Annotated in this window: 21 protein-coding genes, 1 riboswitch and 1 other annotated feature; of the genes, 8 read left to right on the forward strand and 13 right to left on the reverse strand. The window is 44.1% G+C overall.

Annotation, left to right across the window (positions count from 1 at the left end):
• Positions 1-232: 232 nt before the first annotated feature.
• The gene (gene focA, locus LMH68_RS02485) at positions 233-1,075 is read right to left on the reverse strand and encodes a formate transporter FocA (RefSeq protein ID WP_065583873.1); all 843 of its coding nucleotides are present in this window, start codon (positions 1,073-1,075) and stop codon (positions 233-235) included.
• A 362-nt stretch (positions 1,076-1,437) separates the two neighbouring features.
• Positions 1,438-2,745 carry an ATPase gene (locus LMH68_RS02490; RefSeq protein ID WP_229647179.1) on the reverse strand — a complete coding sequence of 436 codons (1,308 nt, stop codon included), beginning with the start codon at positions 2,743-2,745 and terminating at the stop codon, positions 1,438-1,440.
• A 257-nt stretch (positions 2,746-3,002) separates the two neighbouring features.
• Between LMH68_RS02490 and LMH68_RS02495 the strand changes: the two genes are divergently transcribed.
• The 3 genes from LMH68_RS02495 (at position 3,003) to LMH68_RS02505 (ending at position 4,860) form a co-directional block, all read left to right on the forward strand.
• Positions 3,003-3,233 (forward strand): TIGR02647 family protein, encoded by a 231-nt coding sequence (locus LMH68_RS02495; RefSeq protein ID WP_017060280.1) that lies wholly within the window; start codon positions 3,003-3,005, stop codon positions 3,231-3,233.
• 114 nt (positions 3,234-3,347) lie between these two features.
• Complete coding sequence (locus LMH68_RS02500; RefSeq protein WP_017060279.1) at positions 3,348-4,202, forward strand: NAD(P)H-binding protein; 855 nt, start codon at positions 3,348-3,350, stop codon at positions 4,200-4,202.
• A complete protein-coding gene (locus LMH68_RS02505) occupies positions 4,195-4,860 on the forward strand; it encodes a YdcF family protein (protein WP_032545711.1) in 666 nt (221 codons plus the stop codon). Before LMH68_RS02500 ends, LMH68_RS02505 begins: the two co-directional genes overlap by 8 nt.
• A gap of 149 nt (positions 4,861-5,009) precedes the next feature.
• Here LMH68_RS02505 and LMH68_RS02510 read toward each other — a convergent pair whose 3' ends face one another.
• Both LMH68_RS02510 and cysS read right to left on the reverse strand, forming a co-directional pair.
• Complete coding sequence (locus LMH68_RS02510) at positions 5,010-5,588, reverse strand: thymidine kinase (RefSeq protein ID WP_017060277.1); 579 nt, start codon at positions 5,586-5,588, stop codon at positions 5,010-5,012.
• 98 nt (positions 5,589-5,686) lie between these two features.
• Positions 5,687-7,072, reverse strand: a complete 1,386-nt coding sequence (cysS, locus tag LMH68_RS02515) for a cysteine--tRNA ligase (RefSeq protein WP_017060276.1) — start codon at positions 7,070-7,072, stop codon at positions 5,687-5,689.
• Between the two features lie 365 nt (positions 7,073-7,437).
• Here cysS and LMH68_RS02520 point away from each other — a divergent pair, with 365 nt between their 5' ends.
• The 4 genes from LMH68_RS02520 (at position 7,438) to LMH68_RS02535 (ending at position 10,734) form a co-directional block, all read left to right on the forward strand.
• Positions 7,438-7,932 (forward strand): peptidylprolyl isomerase, encoded by a 495-nt coding sequence (locus tag LMH68_RS02520; RefSeq protein WP_048614502.1) that lies wholly within the window; start codon positions 7,438-7,440, stop codon positions 7,930-7,932.
• 77 nt (positions 7,933-8,009) lie between these two features.
• Positions 8,010-8,744: a UDP-2,3-diacylglucosamine diphosphatase gene (gene lpxH / locus LMH68_RS02525; RefSeq protein ID WP_017060274.1), complete on the forward strand. Its 735-nt coding sequence runs from the start codon at positions 8,010-8,012 to the stop codon at positions 8,742-8,744.
• A 123-nt stretch (positions 8,745-8,867) separates the two neighbouring features.
• The gene (locus LMH68_RS02530; protein ID WP_029235542.1) at positions 8,868-10,085 is read left to right on the forward strand and encodes an EAL and HDOD domain-containing protein; all 1,218 of its coding nucleotides are present in this window, start codon (positions 8,868-8,870) and stop codon (positions 10,083-10,085) included.
• Positions 10,086-10,221: 136 nt separating this feature from the next.
• Positions 10,222-10,734, forward strand: coding sequence for a YchJ family protein (locus LMH68_RS02535; protein WP_017060272.1), 513 nt, complete (start codon positions 10,222-10,224; stop codon positions 10,732-10,734).
• A gap of 241 nt (positions 10,735-10,975) precedes the next feature.
• Here LMH68_RS02535 and hisIE read toward each other — a convergent pair whose 3' ends face one another.
• From hisIE to LMH68_RS02580, 9 genes are all read right to left on the reverse strand, one after another.
• Complete coding sequence (gene hisIE / locus LMH68_RS02540) at positions 10,976-11,626, reverse strand: bifunctional phosphoribosyl-AMP cyclohydrolase/phosphoribosyl-ATP diphosphatase HisIE (RefSeq protein ID WP_017060271.1); 651 nt, start codon at positions 11,624-11,626, stop codon at positions 10,976-10,978.
• Positions 11,623-12,396 (reverse strand): imidazole glycerol phosphate synthase subunit HisF, encoded by a 774-nt coding sequence (gene hisF, locus LMH68_RS02545; RefSeq protein ID WP_017060270.1) that lies wholly within the window; start codon positions 12,394-12,396, stop codon positions 11,623-11,625. The genes hisIE and hisF overlap by 4 nt, the downstream gene beginning before the upstream one ends.
• Complete coding sequence (gene hisA, locus LMH68_RS02550; protein WP_017067391.1) at positions 12,378-13,115, reverse strand: 1-(5-phosphoribosyl)-5-[(5-phosphoribosylamino)methylideneamino]imidazole-4-carboxamide isomerase; 738 nt, start codon at positions 13,113-13,115, stop codon at positions 12,378-12,380. Before hisA ends, hisF begins: the two co-directional genes overlap by 19 nt.
• Before the next feature lie 43 nt (positions 13,116-13,158).
• Positions 13,159-13,773: an imidazole glycerol phosphate synthase subunit HisH gene (gene hisH, locus LMH68_RS02555; RefSeq protein ID WP_017060268.1), complete on the reverse strand. Its 615-nt coding sequence runs from the start codon at positions 13,771-13,773 to the stop codon at positions 13,159-13,161.
• A 9-nt stretch (positions 13,774-13,782) separates the two neighbouring features.
• Positions 13,783-14,871 (reverse strand): bifunctional histidinol-phosphatase/imidazoleglycerol-phosphate dehydratase HisB, encoded by a 1,089-nt coding sequence (hisB, locus tag LMH68_RS02560; RefSeq protein WP_017060267.1) that lies wholly within the window; start codon positions 14,869-14,871, stop codon positions 13,783-13,785.
• Positions 14,872-15,000: 129 nt separating this feature from the next.
• Positions 15,001-16,041, reverse strand: coding sequence for a histidinol-phosphate transaminase (gene hisC / locus LMH68_RS02565; RefSeq protein WP_229647178.1), 1,041 nt, complete (start codon positions 16,039-16,041; stop codon positions 15,001-15,003).
• Positions 16,042-16,050: 9 nt separating this feature from the next.
• Positions 16,051-17,352, reverse strand: coding sequence for a histidinol dehydrogenase (gene hisD, locus LMH68_RS02570; protein ID WP_017065318.1), 1,302 nt, complete (start codon positions 17,350-17,352; stop codon positions 16,051-16,053).
• Entirely contained in the window at positions 17,352-18,248 is an 897-nt protein-coding gene (gene hisG, locus LMH68_RS02575) for an ATP phosphoribosyltransferase (protein ID WP_017060264.1), read from the reverse strand. The genes hisD and hisG overlap by 1 nt, the downstream gene beginning before the upstream one ends.
• Before the next feature lie 53 nt (positions 18,249-18,301).
• Positions 18,302-18,437 (reverse strand) — a sequence feature (His leader region).
• Positions 18,438-18,627: 190 nt separating this feature from the next.
• Positions 18,628-20,220 carry a Na+/H+ antiporter NhaC family protein gene (locus LMH68_RS02580; protein ID WP_102332948.1) on the reverse strand — a complete coding sequence of 531 codons (1,593 nt, stop codon included), beginning with the start codon at positions 20,218-20,220 and terminating at the stop codon, positions 18,628-18,630.
• A gap of 112 nt (positions 20,221-20,332) precedes the next feature.
• Positions 20,333-20,510: riboswitch (Lysine riboswitch) on the reverse strand.
• A gap of 364 nt (positions 20,511-20,874) precedes the next feature.
• Here LMH68_RS02580 and LMH68_RS02585 point away from each other — a divergent pair.
• Entirely contained in the window at positions 20,875-21,285 is a 411-nt protein-coding gene (locus tag LMH68_RS02585) for an H-NS family nucleoid-associated regulatory protein (protein ID WP_413755467.1), read from the forward strand.
• Positions 21,286-21,303: the final 18 nt, after the last annotated feature.

The raw sequence follows: 21,303 nt of genomic DNA on the forward strand, positions 1-21,303 counted from the left end.
GCCATTGATCCTTGGGTGATTTCAAAGACATATACACACGTGCAGAACTGCGTTGTTAAGCGTTCAAATGATAATTTAAGAATTCAACGAGTAAGTTTTCCACAAATAAAAAACGGCCTGCAATGCAGGCCGTCTTGTAAATGTCATAAGTCAGTTCAATGTTTCCACTCTGAGCTTTAACTAATCTTGTCACTGAGCTAGTCACACAAGCTTTGTTGATCCGCCATCTTTATTAATCGCGTAAATAAATCAACCAATACCACATGCCAACAAAGATACCGCCGCCGATGATGTTACCGATAGTAACGGGCAGCAAGTTGTTCATCAGAAAGTCCATCATGTTTAGGTCAACATAGTCTGCTGGATTAGCCCCTGTCATTGTCCAGAATTCAGTTGGAGCAAATGTTTTGATACCGATAGCTAAAGGCACTTGGAACATATTCGCAATACAGTGCTCAAAGCCCGATGATACAAACATCGCGACAGGTAAAATCAGTACTGCAATTTTGTCAGTCAGTGTTCGTCCACTAAACGTCATCCATACCGCGATACAAACCAATACGTTACACATGATGCCAAGCGCGATAGCTTGGATAAAACCATGGTGCATTTTGTGCTGAGAGATGGCCATGGCATTCAAACCCACTTGCCCATGGTCGAACATGTACTGTTTAGTCAGAAGCATGCATGCCACTAGCAATAAAGCACCAATAAGGTTACCGATATAAACGGTCGCCCAGTTCTTTACTAGGGTTCCCCAGCTAATCTTGCCACTTGCACGAGCAACAAGAGTGAGCACCGAACTGGTAAATAGTTCACCGCCAGTAACAACAACGAGGATTAGGCCCAAGCTAAATGCAAGGCCACCTAGGACGCGAGTAATACCCCAAGGTAAATCACCAGCGCCAGTGGTTACAATTGTGTAGAACACAAACGCAATACCGATATGTATGCCAGCTGAAATCGCTAGGAGAAAAGATTTGGTTGGATCTTTGGTTGCTTTACCTACGCCAATATCTGCAGCGCGCTCAGCCATTTGTGGCGGTAATAATGAGTCAAATTGGTTTAGATTCATGATGATTTACATTTTGAAACATGTTGTCGGGAGCGCGATAATCCTCTCTTTCATTTCTGAATTCAAGAGCTATTTGGGACTCAAAATACCTCCCACAACCTTGTGGAAAGGAAATAGCCCAAGTTATTCAAAATTCATACGACTTTAGTAGTAAAAAGAAAACTATGCTGAATGATTAGTTATCAGCATAGAAAATAACACATCTATAAATATCAACAAGTTACGTTAAAAATAAAAGAATAACGTACACTAAAATGGCTCACAGAGCGCTTTTATTTCTAGATTTTGACATAGATCAACAGAACGTAAAAAAGCGCCCTAAGGCGCTTTTAACTCAATCACAAATAAAGAAATTAGTGATGCTAAACCGAAGGTTCAATCACTTCTTCTGATGATTGTTCTAGGGTTGAATCCTCTAGAGTAGATTCAACAGCTGAGGACATCACATCAGAGTCACTTTCGTTGGCCACTTTGCCACCTAAGCTTTTCAAACTATCCACTAACTCTTCTAAGCTTTTAATGTGAGCATCACTCTTGGTAATCTGCTCACCGAGCAACTCACTGTGCTTGGTCGCTTCAACCAATTTCTGTGTTTGTTTCTGATTCTCACTTTCTAACTTAGCGAGTCGTTCAGTCAAAGTTTTAATCTCTGACTTTAATGACGCCGTCATGTCTGAGCCTTTCAGCGCTTTAACACTCGCTACAATTTTTTGAGACTGAAGGCGCAATACAACATCACGGTGATCTTCATCATTAACCACTCGTGAAATGCTCAATAACTGGTTCTCTGCATTCAAAACCGACTGTTCGAACTGGTCGCCTTTTACGCTCGCCAGCACTTTGACTTCATGAGCAACACTGCGTACGTGGTTTAATTCGAACTCCGCAGCGTGAACTGCGTCTTCAATGATAGACTTTTCACGGGGACTGGCTTTCACTTGGCTTTCTGCCAAAGCAATTTGAGATGCCGCTTTAGCAAACGTCAGTGGAACAACGTCATCGAAATCTTCATCTTCCAAGAACTCTAATTCGTTCTTCAAAGGTTCGATGTATTTCTTATGCGCCACTTTAACTTCTAGTAAGCGAGCATTGTTAAGAAATTCCACCTGCGCTTCTTGAGCGTCTTCAAGCTCATCGACCAGCACATACTCGAACAACTCGCTGTATTCTGAATACAAACGTTTGTAGCTCGAGGTAAACATGGTATCTGCGCCAAGAAACTTCAGGTAATCCATTTGGACAATCGAATCCGCGAGTACTCGATCAGCCTTCTTCTTTAACACTAAGATCGAGTCATAGTTTGATTTGATCAAAGCGATTTTTTCATCGAAGGCTTCAGCGTAAGTTAGGCTCGAAAAAATGGAGTAACTCTTGGTTATCCGAGTTTCGTCTTTAAGTAAGTCCGCATAAATGCTTTCAGCATCATCCCATGCGTCTAATAGTTCATTGTAATTCTCTGGTGCATAGAGAGACAATTGAGCATGGTCTTCAAGCTTAACTTCCCATTCGGAGTAAACGCTTTGGACAGACTGAAATGAACGGACCTCTATTGTCGATTCATTATTGTTGTTTGTGGTTTGGTTCGCGTCTGTCTGCTCTGAGGGTGTACTTTGACAACCTGAGATAGCAAATAGCATACTGATCGTTAATGCTACTTTGTTCGCTCTCACTTATGCATATCCTTTTTATACAATATTCGCTCAATGCAAATTATTTCTAGTCACAATATATTACAACCACTTAGCAATAAACATCACTGATGATTTAAGTGGGTGCAAATCACCCAATATAACCAAAATAAACTCATCACTCGATGATTAATCAATCAATTTGGTATCACTTATCAATTCTCTTTATTTGCTATTGCCTGAGCCGAGAATGCGCACTAAGGTGAAGGTAGAGAACGTTATGAATATATAGGTCAATTATGAAGTACAACGCTGAACATATTGCTGATTTAAACCTCCTTCTTCAATTTGATGTAAGTAGTGCAGCTACTGGAATTAAAGTCCATCAAGAGGCAGCTCAAGAAACTCAAGACGCTGTTAAGCGCCTATTCGAAAAAAACCTTTGTACTCAGCCAGACGGCGGTTACCTAACAGATGAAGGTATCGAGATGGCAGAGCGCGCAGACAAGCTTCTTCGCGTACTAAACTAAAGCTCCATTGTTCTAGTAAAAACTCCACTTGCTTCGGCCGTGGAGTTTTTTCATTTTTGGGCAAAGCTTTGTTAGGCTTATTGTAAATTCGTCATTTGCAGTTGTGAGGAACACATGGCTTCTATATTTATTGTCGGTGCAGGATGGGTAGGTGCACCTTTATCTGAACATTTAGAAAAACATGGTAACCGAGTAGTGGTCACGAAAACGACCCAAGCGGGAGCAGATGCCATTGGTAGCGAACAAATTCCATGTGAAGTGTTTAGCTTTGATTCATCCGATCCACAACAGACTATCGGGCGACTCTATTCATTGTTACTCGAAAACAACACTGAAATTGTGATTGGCAGCTTCCCTCCTGGCTTTAGAAAAGGAGCAGGACAAGAGTATGCCGACTACTGGCAGCAACTCACCAATGCATGCCAAAAGGCCAACATTAAAAAGCTCATTATGGTTAGTTCAACTACGGTATACCCAACTAAGCCGGGTGTGCTGAACGAGCTGGATGCATCACTCCCTCTTTCGACCTCAGATAACGAGCACGCGTCTTTATTTTCCGATAACGCACGAATCATGCTGCAAGCTGAACAGTCAGTGATTGATTCCGGTATCGACTACACCATTCTTCGCTTTAGTGGCTTAATCGGCCCAAGCCGTCACCCATCACGCTTCGCAAGCAAGTTAAAACAAGTCAGCACTCAAGCTCCAGCCAACATGCTGCACCTTGATGATGCAATTGGTGCTGTCGATTTCGCTATCAGTCAACTGCACAATGAAATAGTTAACGTGACCACACCAAATACAGTCAGTAAGGCGGAGTTTTATGCCGCGGCACTGAAAAGCGCCAACAGCAGTGAGCCTCTGCCCGCTGTTGTTGATACCCCAGACAAGTTAATCTCTTCGAAGAAGATTCTCGACTTAGGTTATTCATTTAAATTCGAATCCACACTGGACGCACTTCATGACTGAACAATCTATTGCTAACAAAAATCCCAACATAAAACTGCATCGCTCAGTCGACACCCTTTGGAACTTTATGTCGATGGGTCACAAGGTTACGCCTTCCGACTGTATCTTTGTATTGTGTAGCAACGATACTCGCGTAGCTGAATATGCAGCCGAGCTTTATCACCAACAGATCGCGCCTTACATCGTTTTTTCTGGCGGTGTGGGACGCTTTACCGAAAGAAGCTTTGAACGCTCAGAAGCAGAAACATTCGCTTCTATCGCACGAGATTGTGGCGTGCCTGACTCTGACATTATCATAGAGAAACACGCAACAAATACTGGGGAAAATGTACGATTCACTCATGAGTTGCTGACAGAAAAAGGGTTATCGCCGAAGAGGCTAACCTTAGTTCAGAAGCCCTTCATGGAGAAACGTACCTACGCAACCTTCAGTAAACAATGGCCTGACGAAACTTCCGAGATTACCGTGACGTCGCGATGGCAAACTTGGGATGATTACTTTAACGAAGAGTTGCCGTTAGATATGGTGTTAGGCGCATTAATTGCTGATTACGAGCGAATCAAATCCTACCCAGAGAAAGGCTTTCAGATTGAGATGCCGATCCCCGACGACGTTGACCACGCCTATCAAGCATTGAAGAAGCTCGGTTTCGAATAAGCAAAAGTTAGACTTTGAACAAAGTAAAAGCTCGGCAGGAAATAAAACAAAAGCTCGGCTTGGAAGAAAGCAAAACACAGGCCCAATAAACAAAAACGGTGACACTTGGTCACCGTTTTTCGTTCTTTCGCGTTAGCAAATAGAGCTGCTTATTTACCTAACGCTTCTTTGTAGTGCAGACGGCAAACAGAAACGTATTTGTCGTTACCGCCAATAGCCACTTGGTCGCCCTCAGCAATCGCCACACCGTGCTCGTCGGTACGAATTACCATGTTCGCTTTACGGCCACAGTGACAAATTGTTTTAAGCTCAACAAGTTTATCTGCCCAAGACAGTAAGTAACGGCTACCTTCAAACAGTTCACCCAGGAAATCGGTACGTAGGCCGTAACAAAGTACAGGGATGTGCAGCTTATCAACCACTTCTGTTAATTGGTACACCTGCTCCTTCGATAAAAATTGGCACTCATCGATCAAAACACAATGACGCTTTTCTTCCTCATTGAGCTTTTTGATCGCATCAAACATGTTGGTGTCATTTTTAAACAGCTGAGCTTCAGATTGCAGACCAATTCGTGAGCTCACTTTACCGATACCATAGCGATCGTCCAAAGCTGCCGTAAAGATCACTGGCGTCATGCCACGTTCTTGGTAGTTGAATGAAGATTGAAGAAGCGTTGTTGATTTACCCGCATTCATTGCCGAGTAATAAAAATACATCTGAGCCACAGAAATATTCCTGTTAATTAAAAGTTGAAGATAGAAAAGGTGAAAATAGAGAATTCGTGCTAGAAAAAAGGGCTGAAAATCAGCCCTTTTTATAAGATTTACTTACGACGCCAAGTCGTACCTTCTGGGCCATCTTCCAGAACAATACCCAACTCGTTTAGCTTATCACGTGCAAGGTCGGCATTTGCCCAATCCTTTGAAGCACGAGAGTCGTTACGCAGTTTGATCAACGCTTCGATTTCAGCCACTTCGTCGTCGTTACCTGCCGCATCACCTTGTAGGAAGGCTTCTGGCTCTTGGTGAAGAATACCGATGATGTCTGCTAGTTCACGCATCAATGCACCCAGTCCGCTTGCTTTTTCAATGCTTTCAGGCTTGATACGGTTGATTTCACGAGCCATTTCAAACAGTACTGAATAAGCTTCAGGTGTGTTGAAATCATCGTTCATCGCTGTAGAGAATCGAGTCACGTACTCTTCGCCACCGGCAGGAGCGGCTGTAAGGTCTAGGCCACGAAGTGACGTGTATAGACGCTCTAGTGATGCGCGAGCTTGGTTTAGGTTATCTTCGCTGTAGTTTAGCTGGCTACGGTAGTGACCAGACATTAGGAAGTAACGTACCGTTTCAGCATCGTAATGTGCTAGCACGTCACGGATAGTGAAGAAGTTACCCAGTGATTTAGACATCTTCTCTTTGTCTACCATCACCATACCACTGTGCATCCAAGTATTTACATACTGAGTGCCGTGCGCGCAGCAAGACTGTGCGATTTCGTTTTCGTGGTGAGGGAACTGCAGATCTGAACCACCACCGTGGATATCGAAGTGGTTACCAAGAATAGACGAGTTCATTGCTGAACATTCGATGTGCCAACCTGGACGACCCGGGCCCCATGGCGATTCCCATGTAGGTTCACCTGGCTTAGACATCTTCCAAAGAACGAAGTCTAGTGGGCTGCGTTTTGCAGATTCAACATCAACGCGAGCACCCGCTTGAAGCTGATCAAGGTCTTGCTTTGAAAGCTTACCGTATTCGTCGAATTTCTTTACTTCAAACATCACGTCGCCGTTGCTTGCAACGTATGCGAAACCACGTTCAATCAGCTTTTCAACAAGCTCGATGATTTCAGTGATGTATTCTGTCGCACGAGGCTCAACATCTGGGCGTTTCATGTTCAATGCATCGAAGTCCGCGTGCATTTCACCGATCAGACGCTCAGTCAGAGAGTCACAAGACTCGCCGTTTTCATTAGCGCGCTTGATGATTTTGTCATCGATATCAGTGATATTACGAACGAAATTCAAATCGTAACCAAGGTAACGCAGGTAACGAGTTACCACGTCAAATGAAACGAACGTACGGCCATGACCAATATGACAGAGATCGTATATGGTTACCCCACAGACATACATACCGACTTTGCCAGCTGTAATTGGTTTGAATTCCTCTTTCTGTCTTGTGAGCGTGTTATATATCTTCAGCATGATCTCTATCTATTTTATGGATTAATCAAAATAAGCTCGCAGTATAACAAGTCATACCTTAATAGGTAATCCCTAAAAGCAGGAATTATACCAATCACGGTAAGTAGATGGTCATAAATAGCGCAGAAAAAATGCTTGAGAACAAGGAAGCTCTTTTCGACAAAAAGTTTCGATAAGTAGTTATTCTACATTCAAAATTTCTAACGACGTTATCAAGTGTTTTAACAAGCTAGGATGGCCAGTTATTTACTACGATTGGTATTACCTCAAACATCCGAGTTAAGTTAATGATTTGGTGATTTGAAAGTCTGCCAACATGCGCTAGAATTCGAACTTCATATTAAAAAGACAGTAAGGTAACAATCATGATCATCCTTCACACAAATTTTGGTGATATCAAAGTTCAACTTAACGAAGAAAAAGCACCAGAAACAAGCGCAAACTTTCTACAGTATTGCCGTGACGGTTTCTACGACAACACACTATTCCACCGTGTTATCGATGGTTTCATGATTCAAGGCGGCGGCATGACTTCTGGCCTTAAAGAAAAGGCAACTCGTGCAACGATCAAGAACGAAGCAAACAACGGTCTAGCGAACAAAGTTGGTACGCTAGCAATGGCTCGTACTATGGAACCGCATTCAGCCAGCTCTCAGTTCTTCATCAACGTTAACGACAACTCTTTCCTAAACTTCCGTAGCGAAAGCCTAGACGGTTGGGGCTACTGTGTATTCGCAGAAGTTGTTGAAGGCATGGAAATCGTAAACAAGATTAAAGGTGTTAGCACTGGTTCTATGGGTATGCACCAAGATGTACCTCTAGAAGAAGTGATCATCACTGGTACTACAATCGAAGCTTAATTCATCGCTTTCGGTTAGTATTGATGAGCCGATAAAATCAGGATATAGGGAGCGAATCGCTCCCTTTTTTTAGACCTATGAAAACATATTTTATATCAGATCTGCACCTTTCTCCGTCACGAGAAGACATCACAGACTGCTTCTTAACCTTTATGAAGAAAGAAGCCGTAGAAGCGGATGCACTTTACGTATTAGGTGACCTTTTCGAATTCTGGATTGGTGACGATGATAAGAGTGAATTCGCGACTTCTATCCGCCAAGCGTTTATCGACTTAGTGAAAACAGGCGTGCCTTGTTACTTTACTCAAGGGAACCGCGACTTCTTAGTCGGCAAAAAATTTGCTAAGCAAACGGGCGTACAACTTCTCGACGAAGTTTCTACGATCGATATCTACGGGCAAAAAGCGGTAGTATTGCATGGAGACACTCTATGTACTGAAGATGTAAAGTACCTCGCCTTTCGCGAAAAAGTGCATCAGCCATGGTTACAATGGGTCTTCAACCGAATTCCATTTTTCATCAAGAAGAAAATTGTTTCAAAGGTTCAATCAGATATCAAAGATGACAAGCAGACCAAGTCTCTCGACATCATGGATGTGACACAGCAAGAAGTCGAAGATGTGATGGAACGAAACAATGTCGATCTGATGATCCACGGCCATACTCACCGCCCAGACATCCATACATTTAATGCTAACAATTGCACTAAAACCCGTATCGTACTTGGCGATTGGTATACGCAAGGCTCAGTGCTGGTGTTCACGCCGCAAAGTTTTGAACTACAGAATCGAGCGTTTAGCAATAGCTTTTAACATCACGCTTAAACTTTCACTTTGATTATTATTGTCGGTCAGACTTTCTTAGAAAGTGTATGGTAATTTCTAGTGAATTAGCTATTATCTCTCTACCAGAAATAAACCGAACACAGTACCAAGTTGAAATATTCATACGTAGCGCGTCAACCAATACTCGACACAGGCAAGAAAACCATAGGTTACGAGTTGCTATTCAGGGATGGTCCTAAGAACACTTTCCCTGAAGTAGAGCCGGAGCTCGCTACTAGCCGTTTGCTTTCCGATCACTTCTTATCGACCCACTATAATACGTTGGGTGATAAGCTTGGGTTCGTGAACTTCCCATATGCAAGCCTAATCAACTTAGTCCCTACTCTGTTCCCCAAAGAAAGCCTCGTTGTTGAGGTTCTTGAAGACTGCGAACCAACAGACGAATTACTTGAAGCAATCAAAACCATCTTTGACGCGGGTTATACCATTGCGCTAGACGACTTTGTGCCAAGTAAAGCTTGGAAGCGCTTCTTACCCTACGTTTCAATTATCAAGTTCGATATCCGTTTGACGCCAATTGCCAAAGCAGCGATGTTTATGAACTCTCTCAAAGGGCTAGATATCAAGTTCCTTGCTGAGAAAGTAGAAACGTACGAAGAATACCAAGAAGCGAAAAAAGCAGGCTTCACCTACTTTCAAGGTTATTTCTTTAGCAAGCCAGAGATGATCCAAACGCGTGCGCTCAACCCGGCATTCCTGACGACCGTTCAGCTGTTAAAAGAGATTGCGCACGACCCTATCGACTTTGGTGAAGTAGAGCGTTTGATTACGCTCGATGTGACCATGTCGTATAAGCTACTTACCTACGTAAACTCCGCTGGCGGTTCACCAACAACGATTCGTTCATTCCGCCAAGCGCTTATTTACCTTGGTGAACAGAAACTGCGTAAGTTCGTTTCACTGGTGGCTATCGCATCCGCGAAAGAAGATAAGCCGGACTCACTTTATGGCTTAGCGGTAATACGCGCACGTCAGTGTGAACTCTTGGTTGAGAAGATGAATGTTAAGGTTGAGCCTGGACAAGCCTTTTTGACCGGTATGTTCTCTCTGTTGGACTCACTCTTTGACCAACCATTGAAACAAGTACTCGATTCAGTGCCGATCGACATCGAGATCAAACAAGCCTTGATTCAACGTAAAGGTGTGTTAGGTGCTGTATTGGCGATGGTGGTTGCGTATGAGCAAGCTCGTTGGGAAGAAGCGACTCGTATTCGCCAGCTTCTCAAACTGAGTGAAGCTCAACTTGGTCAAGCTTATGACGAAGCGACGACTTGGGCTCAAGAGCTATTGTCTCCAGCCTTGAAATAGTAAACTTCGCGCTAACACTTTGATAATTTCAATAACTTCAACAGAAACTAAACTTTGGTGAGCGATCGTTTCTTGGTAAACTCCCACGCATTCACTTATGGCCTCTTAATAGAGGCCATTTTTACAGGATCTGACTATGTCTTTATGCCCATGCGGTAGCAAAAATACTTACCAACAGTGCTGTGAATCAGCGCACCTTCACCACAGTGCTGTTGAAACGCCTGAACAGTTGATGCGCTCTCGTTATTCAGCGCACGTGTTGGGTTTAGTTGACTATGTTGTTGCGACTTACCACCCTAGCTGCAACGCAGAAGCGCAAAGAGAAGGTATTGCCGAATCTATCAACAGTGATTGGGCAGGACTAGAAGTCATCGATACTGCGGTAGGCTCGCACCAAGACGAAGGCTTTGTTGAGTTTAAAGCTTACTTCAATGAAGAAGGCGCACAATACTGCATGCAAGAACGCTCTCGCTTTATACGTGAAGACGGTCTTTGGTACTACATTGATGGTACCTTCCCAGAGCAGGAACAAACTACACAACCAGAAATTGACCCACGCTTAAATCAAACCGTTGAGAGCTTTAAAATCGGCCGTAATGATCCGTGTATTTGTGGCAGTGGTAAGAAATACAAGAAGTGCTGCGGGTAACTCGTTCGACTAAGAAGTCAGATTAAGAGAAGAGATTCCTGATGTCGCTTAGGCTCCTCGGAATGACGCAAAGTCAGAGGTTAGAAAAGTGACGTAGGGCTTAGAAATCTTGAAATCTTGAAATCTTGAAATCTTGAAATCTTGAAATCTTGAAAATTAAAAAACTAAAAAGCCCCGTAAACATGTTTGTTTGCGGGGCTTTTGTCTGTCTTTTACGCGGTTCTATTAATCTAAAGAGAGCTTACTTATGACGCTCTTTCAGCTTGTTTACCACATCATCCATCGATAAGCCTTGGTCTTGAAGAAGAACCATTAGGTGGTAAATCAAATCTGCTGATTCACACACTAACTCCGCCTTATCGCCCGACGTCGCCGCAAGCGCGACTTCAACGCCTTCTTCGCCCACTTTTTGCGAAATACGCTTGGTGCCACGGGCATATAGACTGGCAGTATAAGAAGATTCAGGATCGGCGTCCTTGCGGGCAGCCAATAGCTGCTCAAGCTGATGAAGCCACACCATCTGAGACTCTTCTTGCTTGTCTCCATCCCAACACGTTGTTGTACCTGTGTGGCACGTTGGACCAATGGGATTAACTTTAACCAGTAAGGTGTCGCTGTCACAGTCCAAGGCGATGTTTTGCAGTTGCAATACATTGCCCGACGTTTCACCTTTCGTCCAAAGACGCTCTTTTGTGCGAGAGAAAAACGTCACATTGCCAGTTTCACCCGTTTTCTCAAGTGCGGCTGGGTTCATGTATCCCATCATTAGCACTTGGCTTGACTGGTAATCTTGAACAATCGCTGGCACTAAGCCATCTACTTTTTCCCAGTTAATACGCTCTGACAATGCGCCTACTTCTGTTTTTGATAAGCTTACGGGTTCAAAACTCATAGTCGCACCTCTACATCTTGTTGTTTTAAATACTGTTTAAGTTCACCAATATTGATGACTTGTTTGTGGAATACCGAAGCCGCAAGTGCTCCATCCACGTTGGTCTTTTTATAAGCTTCAGCAAAGTGCTCCATTGCACCAGCGCCACCAGAGGCAATCAATGGCACATTACACACTTCACGCACCATGTTTAACTGATCGATATCATAGCCGTTACGAACGCCATCTTGGTTCATCATGTTTAACACAATCTCACCTGCGCCACGCTTCTGTACTTCCTGCACCCAATCTTTGGTTTCCCATTTGGTTGCTTTAGTACGCGCTTCATCGCCTGTAAATTGGTAAACCTGATATTTACCGGTTTCTTTGTCGAAGTATGAATCGATACCGACAACGATACACTGAACGCCAAACTTATCAGCAAGGTCAGTAATCAGCTGTGGATTAGCCAATGCCGGTGAGTTGATTGACACTTTATCCGCACCAAACTCAAGGATGCGCGCTGCATCTTCTGCTGATTTAATACCACCAGCGACACAGAAAGGGATATCGATCACTTCAGCTACGCGTTTCACCCAGCTTTTATCGACCACACGGCCATCACTTGATGCGGTGATGTCATAAAATACCAATTCATCGGCGCCCTCTTCTGCATAGCGTTGTGCTAGCGGAACGATGTCACCAATAATTTCGTGGTTACGGAACTGAACGCCCTTAACCACTTGTCCGTCACGGACATCCAAACAAGGGATTATGCGCTTTGCCAACATGCAAATGCCTCCTCTGCGGTAAACTTGCCATCAAGTAGTGCACGACCCACAATCACACCCGCAACACCGCTGCCTTTTAGCGCTTCGATATCAGCTAGGCTGCCAATGCCGCCCGATGATTGGAATTGCACTTGTGGGTACTGCTTACAAAGATCAACATAGAGCTCTACGTTTGATCCTTCTAGCGTGCCATCGCGTGAAATATCGGTACACAGCACGTGTTTAAGGCCAACCGTGAGGTAGTCTTCAATCAGCGCTTCAATGGTCACACCTGAATCTTCTTGCCAACCTGAAATCGCCACTTTACGTATGCCGCTTTCGTCAATATTGATGTCCAGAGCCAGCACGATTTTTTCCGCGCCGTACTTCTCCATCCAACCTTTCACCAACTCAGGTTGCTTAACGGCTGTAGAACCAACCACAACGCGCTGTGCGCCAGCTTCTAGCAGATCAACGACATCTTGTTCGTTACGCACGCCACCACCAATCTGGATGTTCGCAGGCGTGCTAGCAAGGAGCTTAGCAATCAAGTCTAACTGACGAGCCGTTGTGTCTTTTGCGCCCGTTAAGTCAACAAGGTGCAGCCAGCCAGCGCCAGCTTGGTGGTACAGATTAAACTGCTCTGCTGGGTCTACTTTGTATTCTGTTACTTGCCCGTAGTCTCCTTGGAATAAGCGAACTACTTGGCCTTCAATTAAATCTAACGCGGGAATAATCATTTACATTCCTTATATGGCAACGTTAGCCGCTGCCTAATCCTTATTACAATTCCAAGAAGTTCTGAATCAGCTTAGAGCCAGCTTTCGAAGATCGCTCTGGGTGGAACTGAACACCATAATAATTGCCACTTTGAACCGCCGCAGTGAACGGATTACCGTAATCACATTGTGCGATTGTGTAGTCGCCCACTGGCATTGCGAAGCTATGAACAAAGTAGAAGTATTCGCCTTCTTCAATGTCTTTAAATAGAGGATGATTAGGTGTTGCCGTTACGGTGTTCCAACCCATGTGTGGTAATGGCAAGTCGCCCGTTTCAAGTAAACGAACTTCACCATCACACAAACCTAGGCATTCAACTAACTCATCAGCCTTTTGACCTTTCTCTTGAGACAGTTTGCCTAACAGCTGCATACCTAGACAGATACCCAGCAGAGGCTTCTCAACTTGCTTGACAAGGGTAACAAGGTCACGCTCTTGCAGGTTCTTCATTGCCTCACTTGCTGTACCTACACCGGGTAGGAATAGCTTGTCGGCAGCAAGAACCACTTCTGGTTCTTTTGAAATTTCAACTGCGTAGCCCAAACGTTCAATCGCAAACTTCACCGATGAAACGTTGGCACAACCAGTATCAATAATAACGACTTTTTGCTCTTTCATACCGAACCCTTACAGAACGCCTTTGCTGCTTGGTAACTCGTTACCTTCAACTTTGATTGCTTGGCGAAGAGTACGGCCAAACGCTTTGAACAGGCTCTCAATGATGTGGTGATCATTATTGCCATCAGAAGAAAGGTGTAGCGTACAAGCCAATGTATCAGTTAGAGAACGGAAGAAGTGAACCACCATCTCGGTTGAAAGATCACCCACTTGCTCACGGCTGAATTTAGCATCGAACTTCAGGTATGGGCGACCAGAAAGGTCTAACGCACACTGAGCCAAACACTCATCCATTGGTAGGCTGAAACCAAAACGGCCAATACCACGTTTGTCGCCTAGTGCATCTTTCAATGCTTGGCCTAAAGCCAGAGCGGTATCTTCGACTGTGTGGTGATCATCAATGTGCAGGTCGCCCTTCACAGTCAGGTTCATTTGGAAACCACCGTGTGTCGCGATTTGATCAAGCATGTGGTCGAAGAAACCCATGCCGGTATCGATCTTGTTGCCACCGGTTTCATCAAGGTTTACTGCAACCTTGATATCGGTTTCTTTAGTAGTACGAACTACTTCAGCAATACGCGCATTAACCGTCAGATCTTTAACGATTTGTGGCCAGTTAAGCGTGCCTTCAGTTTCCGCATCCGGGCCATATTGAATACCGCGGATAGCCATGTTCTCTGCCAGTTGAAGATCCGTCATTCGGTCGCCAATCACAACAGAGTGTTGGAAATCGACTTTACCGCCTTGTAGGTACTCTTTAACCATACCCAGTTTAGGCTTACGGCAAGAGCAGTTGTCTTCGTCAAAGTGAGGGCAAATAAGCACGTCGTCAAACTTAACGCCTTGAGATTCGAAGAACTCCATCATCATATTGTGTGGTGCATCGAAATCTTCTTGTGGGTAGCTATCGGTACCTAAACCATCTTGGTTAGTGACCATTACTAAGCGGTAACCAGCATCTTGCAAAGCAAGCAGGCTAGGAATTACTCGCGGTTCGAATTTTAGCTTGTCTAAACGGTCTACTTGAAAGTCAACTGGCGGCTCAACAATTAAGGTGCCGTCACGGTCTATAAAAAGTATTTTCTGTTGTTTACTCACTTGAACTTCCTTTTAATTTTAAATCTGGTGGCCTAGCTAAAATCAAACGCTAACCCAAAATATTGGTTTCACTTGCCAGCCCAATTAATCAACTCAAACTGGCAAATGTTATTACTGGTAAGCCTTTCATTACTGATAAAAGTTACGAATGAATCCAAGTGTCTTTTCGCACTCTTCGCGGTTACCAATACTAATACGAACACAGTCTTCAATAGGTGAATTACGCAAAATAATGCCCGTATCCCAAGCCGCTTTAAATAACTCATCGCCGTTCGGGAATTTCACCAGTAAGTAGTTACCCCAGCCATCAAAAACCATCACTTGAGGCATACCTAATAGACCCGCCTGCAAATACGCTCGGTTAGCACTTAAATCTAGAACTTGGAACTTAGCTCGCGCTAGTCCTTGCTCTGAGAGAGCTTGAACGGCAATGTCAGCAACAGGGATTGGCACAGGATAAGGAGCGATCACTTTCAACAGTACATCGATAAGCTCTTTATTCGCTAGCGTAAAGCCACAACGTAAGCCCGCCAAAGCAAAGGCCTTCGACAAGGTGCGCAGAATCGCTAGGTTTGGATATTGCTCAAGCAAATCAACGGTTGACGCTTCTGGACAAAAATCGATATACGCTTCATCCATCACCACAATCGCTTTGTCTTGTGTCATTTCAAGCAGCTTGATGATGTCTTTACGATCAACTAAATTACCGGTTGGGTTATTTGGGCTACAAACAAACACCACTTTTACGTTGTCGAGCTGAGCTTCGATAGCTGGAAGATCCAATTGCCATTCAGAAGTAAGAGGCACAACTTTACGCTCAACACCAATCGTCTCTGCACTGATTGCGTACATACCGTAAGTAGGTGGGCAGTAAAGAATAGCGTCTTCGTTCGGCTCACAGAAAGCACGAATCAATAACTCAATGCCTTCGTCAGCACCACGAGTCGTCAGTGTTTGCTCTGATTTCACGCCTGCGTATTGAGCGTAAGCATCAATCAGCTCTTTTGGCTGACATTCGCTGTAACGGTTAAGACGAGACAAGTTCAGGTTGTACTCGTTATCAAACGGAGATTCGTTGGCGTTTAGCCATACATCACCAGTACCGCCTATGCGTCTTGCAGACAAGTAAGGTGTTAGAGCCTGAACTTGTTTTCTTGCTAACTTTTCCATGCCCTACCCTTATTTCGCTTTATTTAACTTTTCAACTCGGATAGTCACAGCGCGTTTGTGTGCATCCAAACCTTCGGCTTCCGCCATTGTTACTACTGTTGGCGCTAGGCCTTTCAACCCATCGGCTGTTAGCTCCTGCACCGTCATTCGCTTAGAGAAATCAGCCAAACCTAGGCTTGAATACGTCTTGGTATAACCGTAAGTCGGAAGAACGTGGTTTGTGCCGGATGCGTAGTCACCTGCAGATTCTGGAGACCAGTCACCAAGGAAAATTGAGCCTGCATTATCTAGCAATGGCAGCAATTCACGTGGGTTCTTGGTTTGAACGATCAAGTGCTCAGGACCGTAGAAATTCGAAATCGCAATCGCTTGAGTGATCGATTCAGCAATGATGATTAAGCTTGAAGCCAATGCTTGCTGAGCGATGTTCGCACGAGACAGTTCTTTCAGTTGCTTTTGAACCGCTTCTGTTACTTGGTCTGCAACCACTGGAGATGGAGTTACCAATACTACTTGAGAGTCAGGCCCGTGTTCCGCTTGGCTCAACAAATCCGCTGCAATGAAGTCTGCATCAGCCGTTTCATCAGCAATCACTAACACTTCAGATGGGCCAGCTGGCATATCAATAGCTGCTCCGCGGAAGTCATTACTCACTTGGCGCTTTGCTTCCGTAACGTAGGCATTACCTGGGCCGAAGATCTTATCGACTTTAGCCACACTCTCGGTACCGTAAGCCATTGCTGCAACCGCTTGACCACCACCAACGTTGTAAACTTCGTCGATCTTACAAAGCTTAGCGACATACAAGATTTCATCAGCGATTGGCGGAGGTGAACAAAGCACAACCTTACGACAACCTGCGATTTGAGCAGGAACACCTAACATAAGAACCGTTGACGGTAGTGGCGCACTGCCACCGGGAATATAAAGGCCAACAGTATTAATCGCGCGCGTCACTTGCTCACACACAACACCAGGCTGTGTCTCAACCTTAATTGGCTGCGGCTTTTGAGCTTCGTGAAACTTAGCAATGTTGCTATAAGCTTGCTCTAACGCTTGCTTCATCTCTGGTGTTAGACGAGCACACGCCTCTTCAATCTCACCCGAACTGACTCGGATAGATTCTGGAGTTACACCATCAAACTTTGCAGTCAGCTTTTTAAGCGCGGCATCGCCTTCATTTCGTACTTTTGCAATAACATCAGAAACAGTCGCTGTGATGTTTGCACCTTCAGTAATAGCTGGACGCTCTAATACCGAGTCTTGCTGTGATTCACTTAAAGATTGCCAAACAACGGTTCTCATCGTCACTACCCCATCATTTTTTCGATTGGTAATACTAGAATCGAGCTTGCACCCAACTCTTTCAGCTGTTCCATTGTTTCCCAGAACAAGTTCTCTGTACTTACTAGGTGCACGGCAACTTTGTCTTTGTCTGTAGATAGAGGAAGAACCGTTGGATCTTCAGCACCAGGCAGTAGTGCTTTGATTTGCTCTAGTTGAGAGGTTGGCGCGTGAAGCATGATGTACTTCGACTCTTTCGCTTGTTGAACACCCTGCATACGAGTCAGTAGTTTTTCAATCAGTGCGGTCTTGTCTGCGTCGAAGTCGCCAACACGTTGAATCAGTGTTGCTTTCGATTGGAAGATAGCTTCTGCTTCTTTTAGGCCGTTCGCTTCAAGCGTTGCACCTGTAGAAACTAAATCAGCGATAGCGTCTGCAAGGCCAGCGCGAGGCGCGACTTCAACCGAACCTGTTAGCATACAAGTGCTGAACTCAACACCCTGCTCGTCCATGTAGGCTTTAAGTAGTTGTGGGTAGGTTGTCGCAATACGTTTGCCCGCTAAGTCTTGTGGGCCGTTGTATTCTTCGTCTTTATTAATAGCGATTGAAAGGCGGCAACCACCGAAGTCTAAACGACGTAGTGTGCGGAACTCTGAAGGCTCTTTAAGAGCAACACGATCTAGACGAACTTCTTCTAGTTCATTTTCACCGATGAAACCAAGGTCAACTACACCATCCATGATAAGACCTGGGATGTCGTCATCACGAACGAGTAACAAGTCGATTGGCATATTTAGTGAGTGAACCACTAGGCGCTCACCCATGATATTAAATTTAACACCACATTTTTTAAGTAGGTCTTGGCACTCTTTACTTAAGCGACCTTTCTTTTGAATTGCGATTCTTAGGCGTTGTGTCTGCATTGCTGTATCCCTGTGCAAATATTTGAATTTATTGATTATTTAAAAGCGCTAAAACTAAAAAACCCTCGGGGACTTTGTCATCCCGAGGGTTTAAATCTAAATTCTTTTGACTTAACCTCCGGGAGTAATCTTGCTCCCGGGTATACGTAAATCTCCCCGAAAGACTAGATAGGGTGATGATGGTGATGAATGTTCATTACTAATTTACGCATACTTATCAGCTCTTAGGTTGTTTGCTGTCTTGTCTCCACACTAACTAAGCTGACATCCTTTTTCAACCATTTATTCGAACTTTTTTCACGAAACTTAAAATTAAATTAACAGGCACAAAAAAGGGAGGCAAACGCCTCCCTGATAGTTTACTGATTAACTTTCAATTTTAGCTTTTGCACGTCGCCATTTTGCAGCGAGAGAAGTAAGCCAATGCAAAACATACAGCAACAAACGTTAGAGACGCTGCGCCAAATGCGATGCCAATTGAAGATGTCATACCTAGAGTGATGAAACCAATGCACGATACGAACGCTACAGACAACGCGTATGGAAGCTGAGTCGAGACGTGGTCGATGTGGTTACAACGAGCACCAGTAGAAGACAGAATCGTCGTATCTGAGATTGGAGAACAGTGGTCACCAAATACTGCACCCGCTAGAACCGCACTTAGCATTGGAAGAATCAGTGCGATATCCGATGCTGCAGCCATGTCACCTGCGATAGGTAGCATGATACCGAACGTACCCCATGAAGTACCTGTAGAGAACGCCATAACGCCCGCTAGAAGGAACAAGATAACTGGTAGCCAGTGGTAATCGATGCTGCCCGTTACTAGAGATGATAGGTACGAACCTGTTTTCATGTCGCCGATTACAGAACCGATAGTCCATGCGAATACAAGGATTAGGATTGCGCCAAACATAGAGCTTGCACCAATCCACATTGTTCTTGCGATATCGGCCATAGATAGCTTTTGCTTGAATACTGTCGCTAGTGCTACTAGTAAGCCGATAACACCACCGTAAACAAGAGATTTACCAACATCTGTATTTTCGAATGCACCAAGTAGGTTAAACGCTTGACCATCAGCAGCTAACGCTTGACCGCCTGTGTAAAGCATCGCAGCTACAGTCGCTACGATCAATGAAACGATCGGCATGATTAGGTCAGAAACAGAACCGTTCTCGCTCTCTTCGATGTCTAGCTCTTCGTTTAGATCGTGAGCTTGCTGGCTATCGTTGTCGCCTTCAAAGCCACGACCTTGAGACGCTTCGATCTCGTGATCGCGCATCTTACCAACATCTAGACCGAACCACGCCACTGCGAACACCATCAATAGTGCAAATACCGCGTAGAAGTTCATTGGAATAAGACGAACATAAGCACCTAGAGCAGAATACTCTGTCACACCATGTGTTACTAAGATGCCACCAATAATAGTAATGATGTAAGCACCCCAACTAGAAGCTGGCATGATCACACACATAGGAGCCGCAGTAGAATCAAGAATATAAGCTAGCTTAGCGCGAGATACGTAGAAACGGTCTGTAACAGGACGAGAGATTGCACCCACTGCCAAGCTGTTGAAGTAATCATCAACAAAGATGAATACACCTAAAAATGCAGCAAGCAGTTTTGAACCACGCTTGCTCTTAACTCGAGACTGAGCCCACTCAGCGAATGCACGAGTACCACCAGAAAGCGTTAATAGCGCTGTTGTCATTCCAAGAATAATTAGGAAAGCAATGATGCTCATGTTCCAAGTATTGATACCACCATCTTCGATGAAAACACCAGATGCTTTAGTAAATACGTAGCTAGCGGCATTACCTACTGAATAGTCAGCCAGTAAGATGGCACCCATAACGATACCGACACCCAAAGAAACCAATACACGGCGGGTAACAATAGCAAGGCTCAAAGCCACAAGGGGCGGAAGCAAAGATAAAGGTGATGTTGCAAAATCTATTAAATTCATGATCTTCAAAAACCAGTTTTTTATTTGGCTAGAGATCTACTGCAGACAAACTTGATACGGCTGACCAAGCTCATGTTGAACTAAGCGAAAGGGAAGTGAACACTTCACCCAACCCTACAGTAGCGCTCCATAGTTTAAAATTAAGACTATGGCAGTGTTGTACCTATTGAGCACAACCCCAGCAAATTGCTTAGATATACAATTTACTTCGGCAATTACACCTTTCATTCCCGTTCATTGGCATCACCCCAACGGAAGTTACTTTTTATAATTGCACCTCTACGTGCGATAACATTATTAACCGTGTAAACCAGAGTTTAACAACAAATTAACCAACACCTCGCATCAGGTAGCCGCAATTGTACTCATCAAGAGCAACAATGCAACATATCATTCCGAGAAAAATAGCTTTTTGTTAATGAACTAATCAATAGAAGAATAGTCTACATAAGTTGACTACTCCACCTGTCACATATCATTTTTTAAGATATTCTTAATAATTATTATAAATTCAATAGAAATACTGCTCTGAATTTTCAACTATTCATCTCACTTTTATATTTAAATATGTAATAGAAGAAATACTATTTGTTTTATTCCTAGGCTCTGTTTATTATTAGGAAGATTATTTAGTTTACCTTGATGGAAAATATCATGTCTGAATTAACAAAAACTCTATTAAATATCCGCAGCCTTCGTGCGTTCTCACGTGAATTAACTCTTGAGCAACTTGAAGAAGCGCTAGACAAGCTGACTATTGTTGTACAAGAGCGTCAAGAGTCTGAAGCTGAAGAGCGTGCTGCTAAAGCAGAGCAAGAAGCTAAGCTTTCTGCTATTGCTGAACAAATTGCAAAAGACGGAATTGATGTTGCCAATCTTATTGCTGCACTTTCTGGTGAAGCAAAATCTAAAACAACAAAAGCTAAACGCGCTCCTCGCCCAGCGAAATACAAATACGTAGACGCAAACGGCGACGAGAAGACTTGGACAGGTCAAGGCCGTACGCCTTCAGCTATCCAAGAACAGCTAGATGCTGGTAAATCTCTAGAAGAGTTTGCTATCTAAACATTTAGTTTACTTAGT

It is taken from the genome of Vibrio sp. F13 (assembly GCF_020806305.2).
In the GTDB taxonomy this organism is placed as follows: domain Bacteria; phylum Pseudomonadota; class Gammaproteobacteria; order Enterobacterales; family Vibrionaceae; genus Vibrio; species Vibrio crassostreae_C.

What these genes read in the sequence shown, in the direction of transcription:
- hisH (WP_017060268.1), bottom strand. Translation starts at nt 13,773, where the DNA reads ATGAAAGAGCAAAAAGTCGTTATTATTGATACTGGTTGTGCCAACGTT.
- focA (WP_065583873.1), bottom strand. Translation starts at nt 1,075, where the DNA reads ATGAATCTAAACCAATTTGACTCATTATTACCGCCACAAATGGCTGAG.
- hisF (WP_017060270.1), bottom strand. Translation starts at nt 12,396, where the DNA reads ATGTTGGCAAAGCGCATAATCCCTTGTTTGGATGTCCGTGACGGACAA.
- LMH68_RS02520 (WP_048614502.1), top strand. Translation starts at nt 7,438, where the DNA reads ATGATCATCCTTCACACAAATTTTGGTGATATCAAAGTTCAACTTAAC.
- LMH68_RS02535 (WP_017060272.1), top strand. Translation starts at nt 10,222, where the DNA reads ATGTCTTTATGCCCATGCGGTAGCAAAAATACTTACCAACAGTGCTGT.
- lpxH (WP_017060274.1), top strand. Translation starts at nt 8,010, where the DNA reads ATGAAAACATATTTTATATCAGATCTGCACCTTTCTCCGTCACGAGAA.
- LMH68_RS02505 (WP_032545711.1), top strand. Translation starts at nt 4,195, where the DNA reads ATGACTGAACAATCTATTGCTAACAAAAATCCCAACATAAAACTGCAT.
- LMH68_RS02500 (WP_017060279.1), top strand. Translation starts at nt 3,348, where the DNA reads ATGGCTTCTATATTTATTGTCGGTGCAGGATGGGTAGGTGCACCTTTA.
- LMH68_RS02495 (WP_017060280.1), top strand. Translation starts at nt 3,003, where the DNA reads ATGAAGTACAACGCTGAACATATTGCTGATTTAAACCTCCTTCTTCAA.
- hisA (WP_017067391.1), bottom strand. Translation starts at nt 13,115, where the DNA reads ATGATTATTCCCGCGTTAGATTTAATTGAAGGCCAAGTAGTTCGCTTA.
- cysS (WP_017060276.1), bottom strand. Translation starts at nt 7,072, where the DNA reads ATGCTGAAGATATATAACACGCTCACAAGACAGAAAGAGGAATTCAAA.
- hisG (WP_017060264.1), bottom strand. Translation starts at nt 18,248, where the DNA reads ATGCAGACACAACGCCTAAGAATCGCAATTCAAAAGAAAGGTCGCTTA.
- hisC (WP_229647178.1), bottom strand. Translation starts at nt 16,041, where the DNA reads ATGGAAAAGTTAGCAAGAAAACAAGTTCAGGCTCTAACACCTTACTTG.
- LMH68_RS02580 (WP_102332948.1), bottom strand. Translation starts at nt 20,220, where the DNA reads ATGAATTTAATAGATTTTGCAACATCACCTTTATCTTTGCTTCCGCCC.
- LMH68_RS02585 (WP_413755467.1), top strand. Translation starts at nt 20,875, where the DNA reads ATGTCTGAATTAACAAAAACTCTATTAAATATCCGCAGCCTTCGTGCG.
- hisIE (WP_017060271.1), bottom strand. Translation starts at nt 11,626, where the DNA reads ATGAGTTTTGAACCCGTAAGCTTATCAAAAACAGAAGTAGGCGCATTG.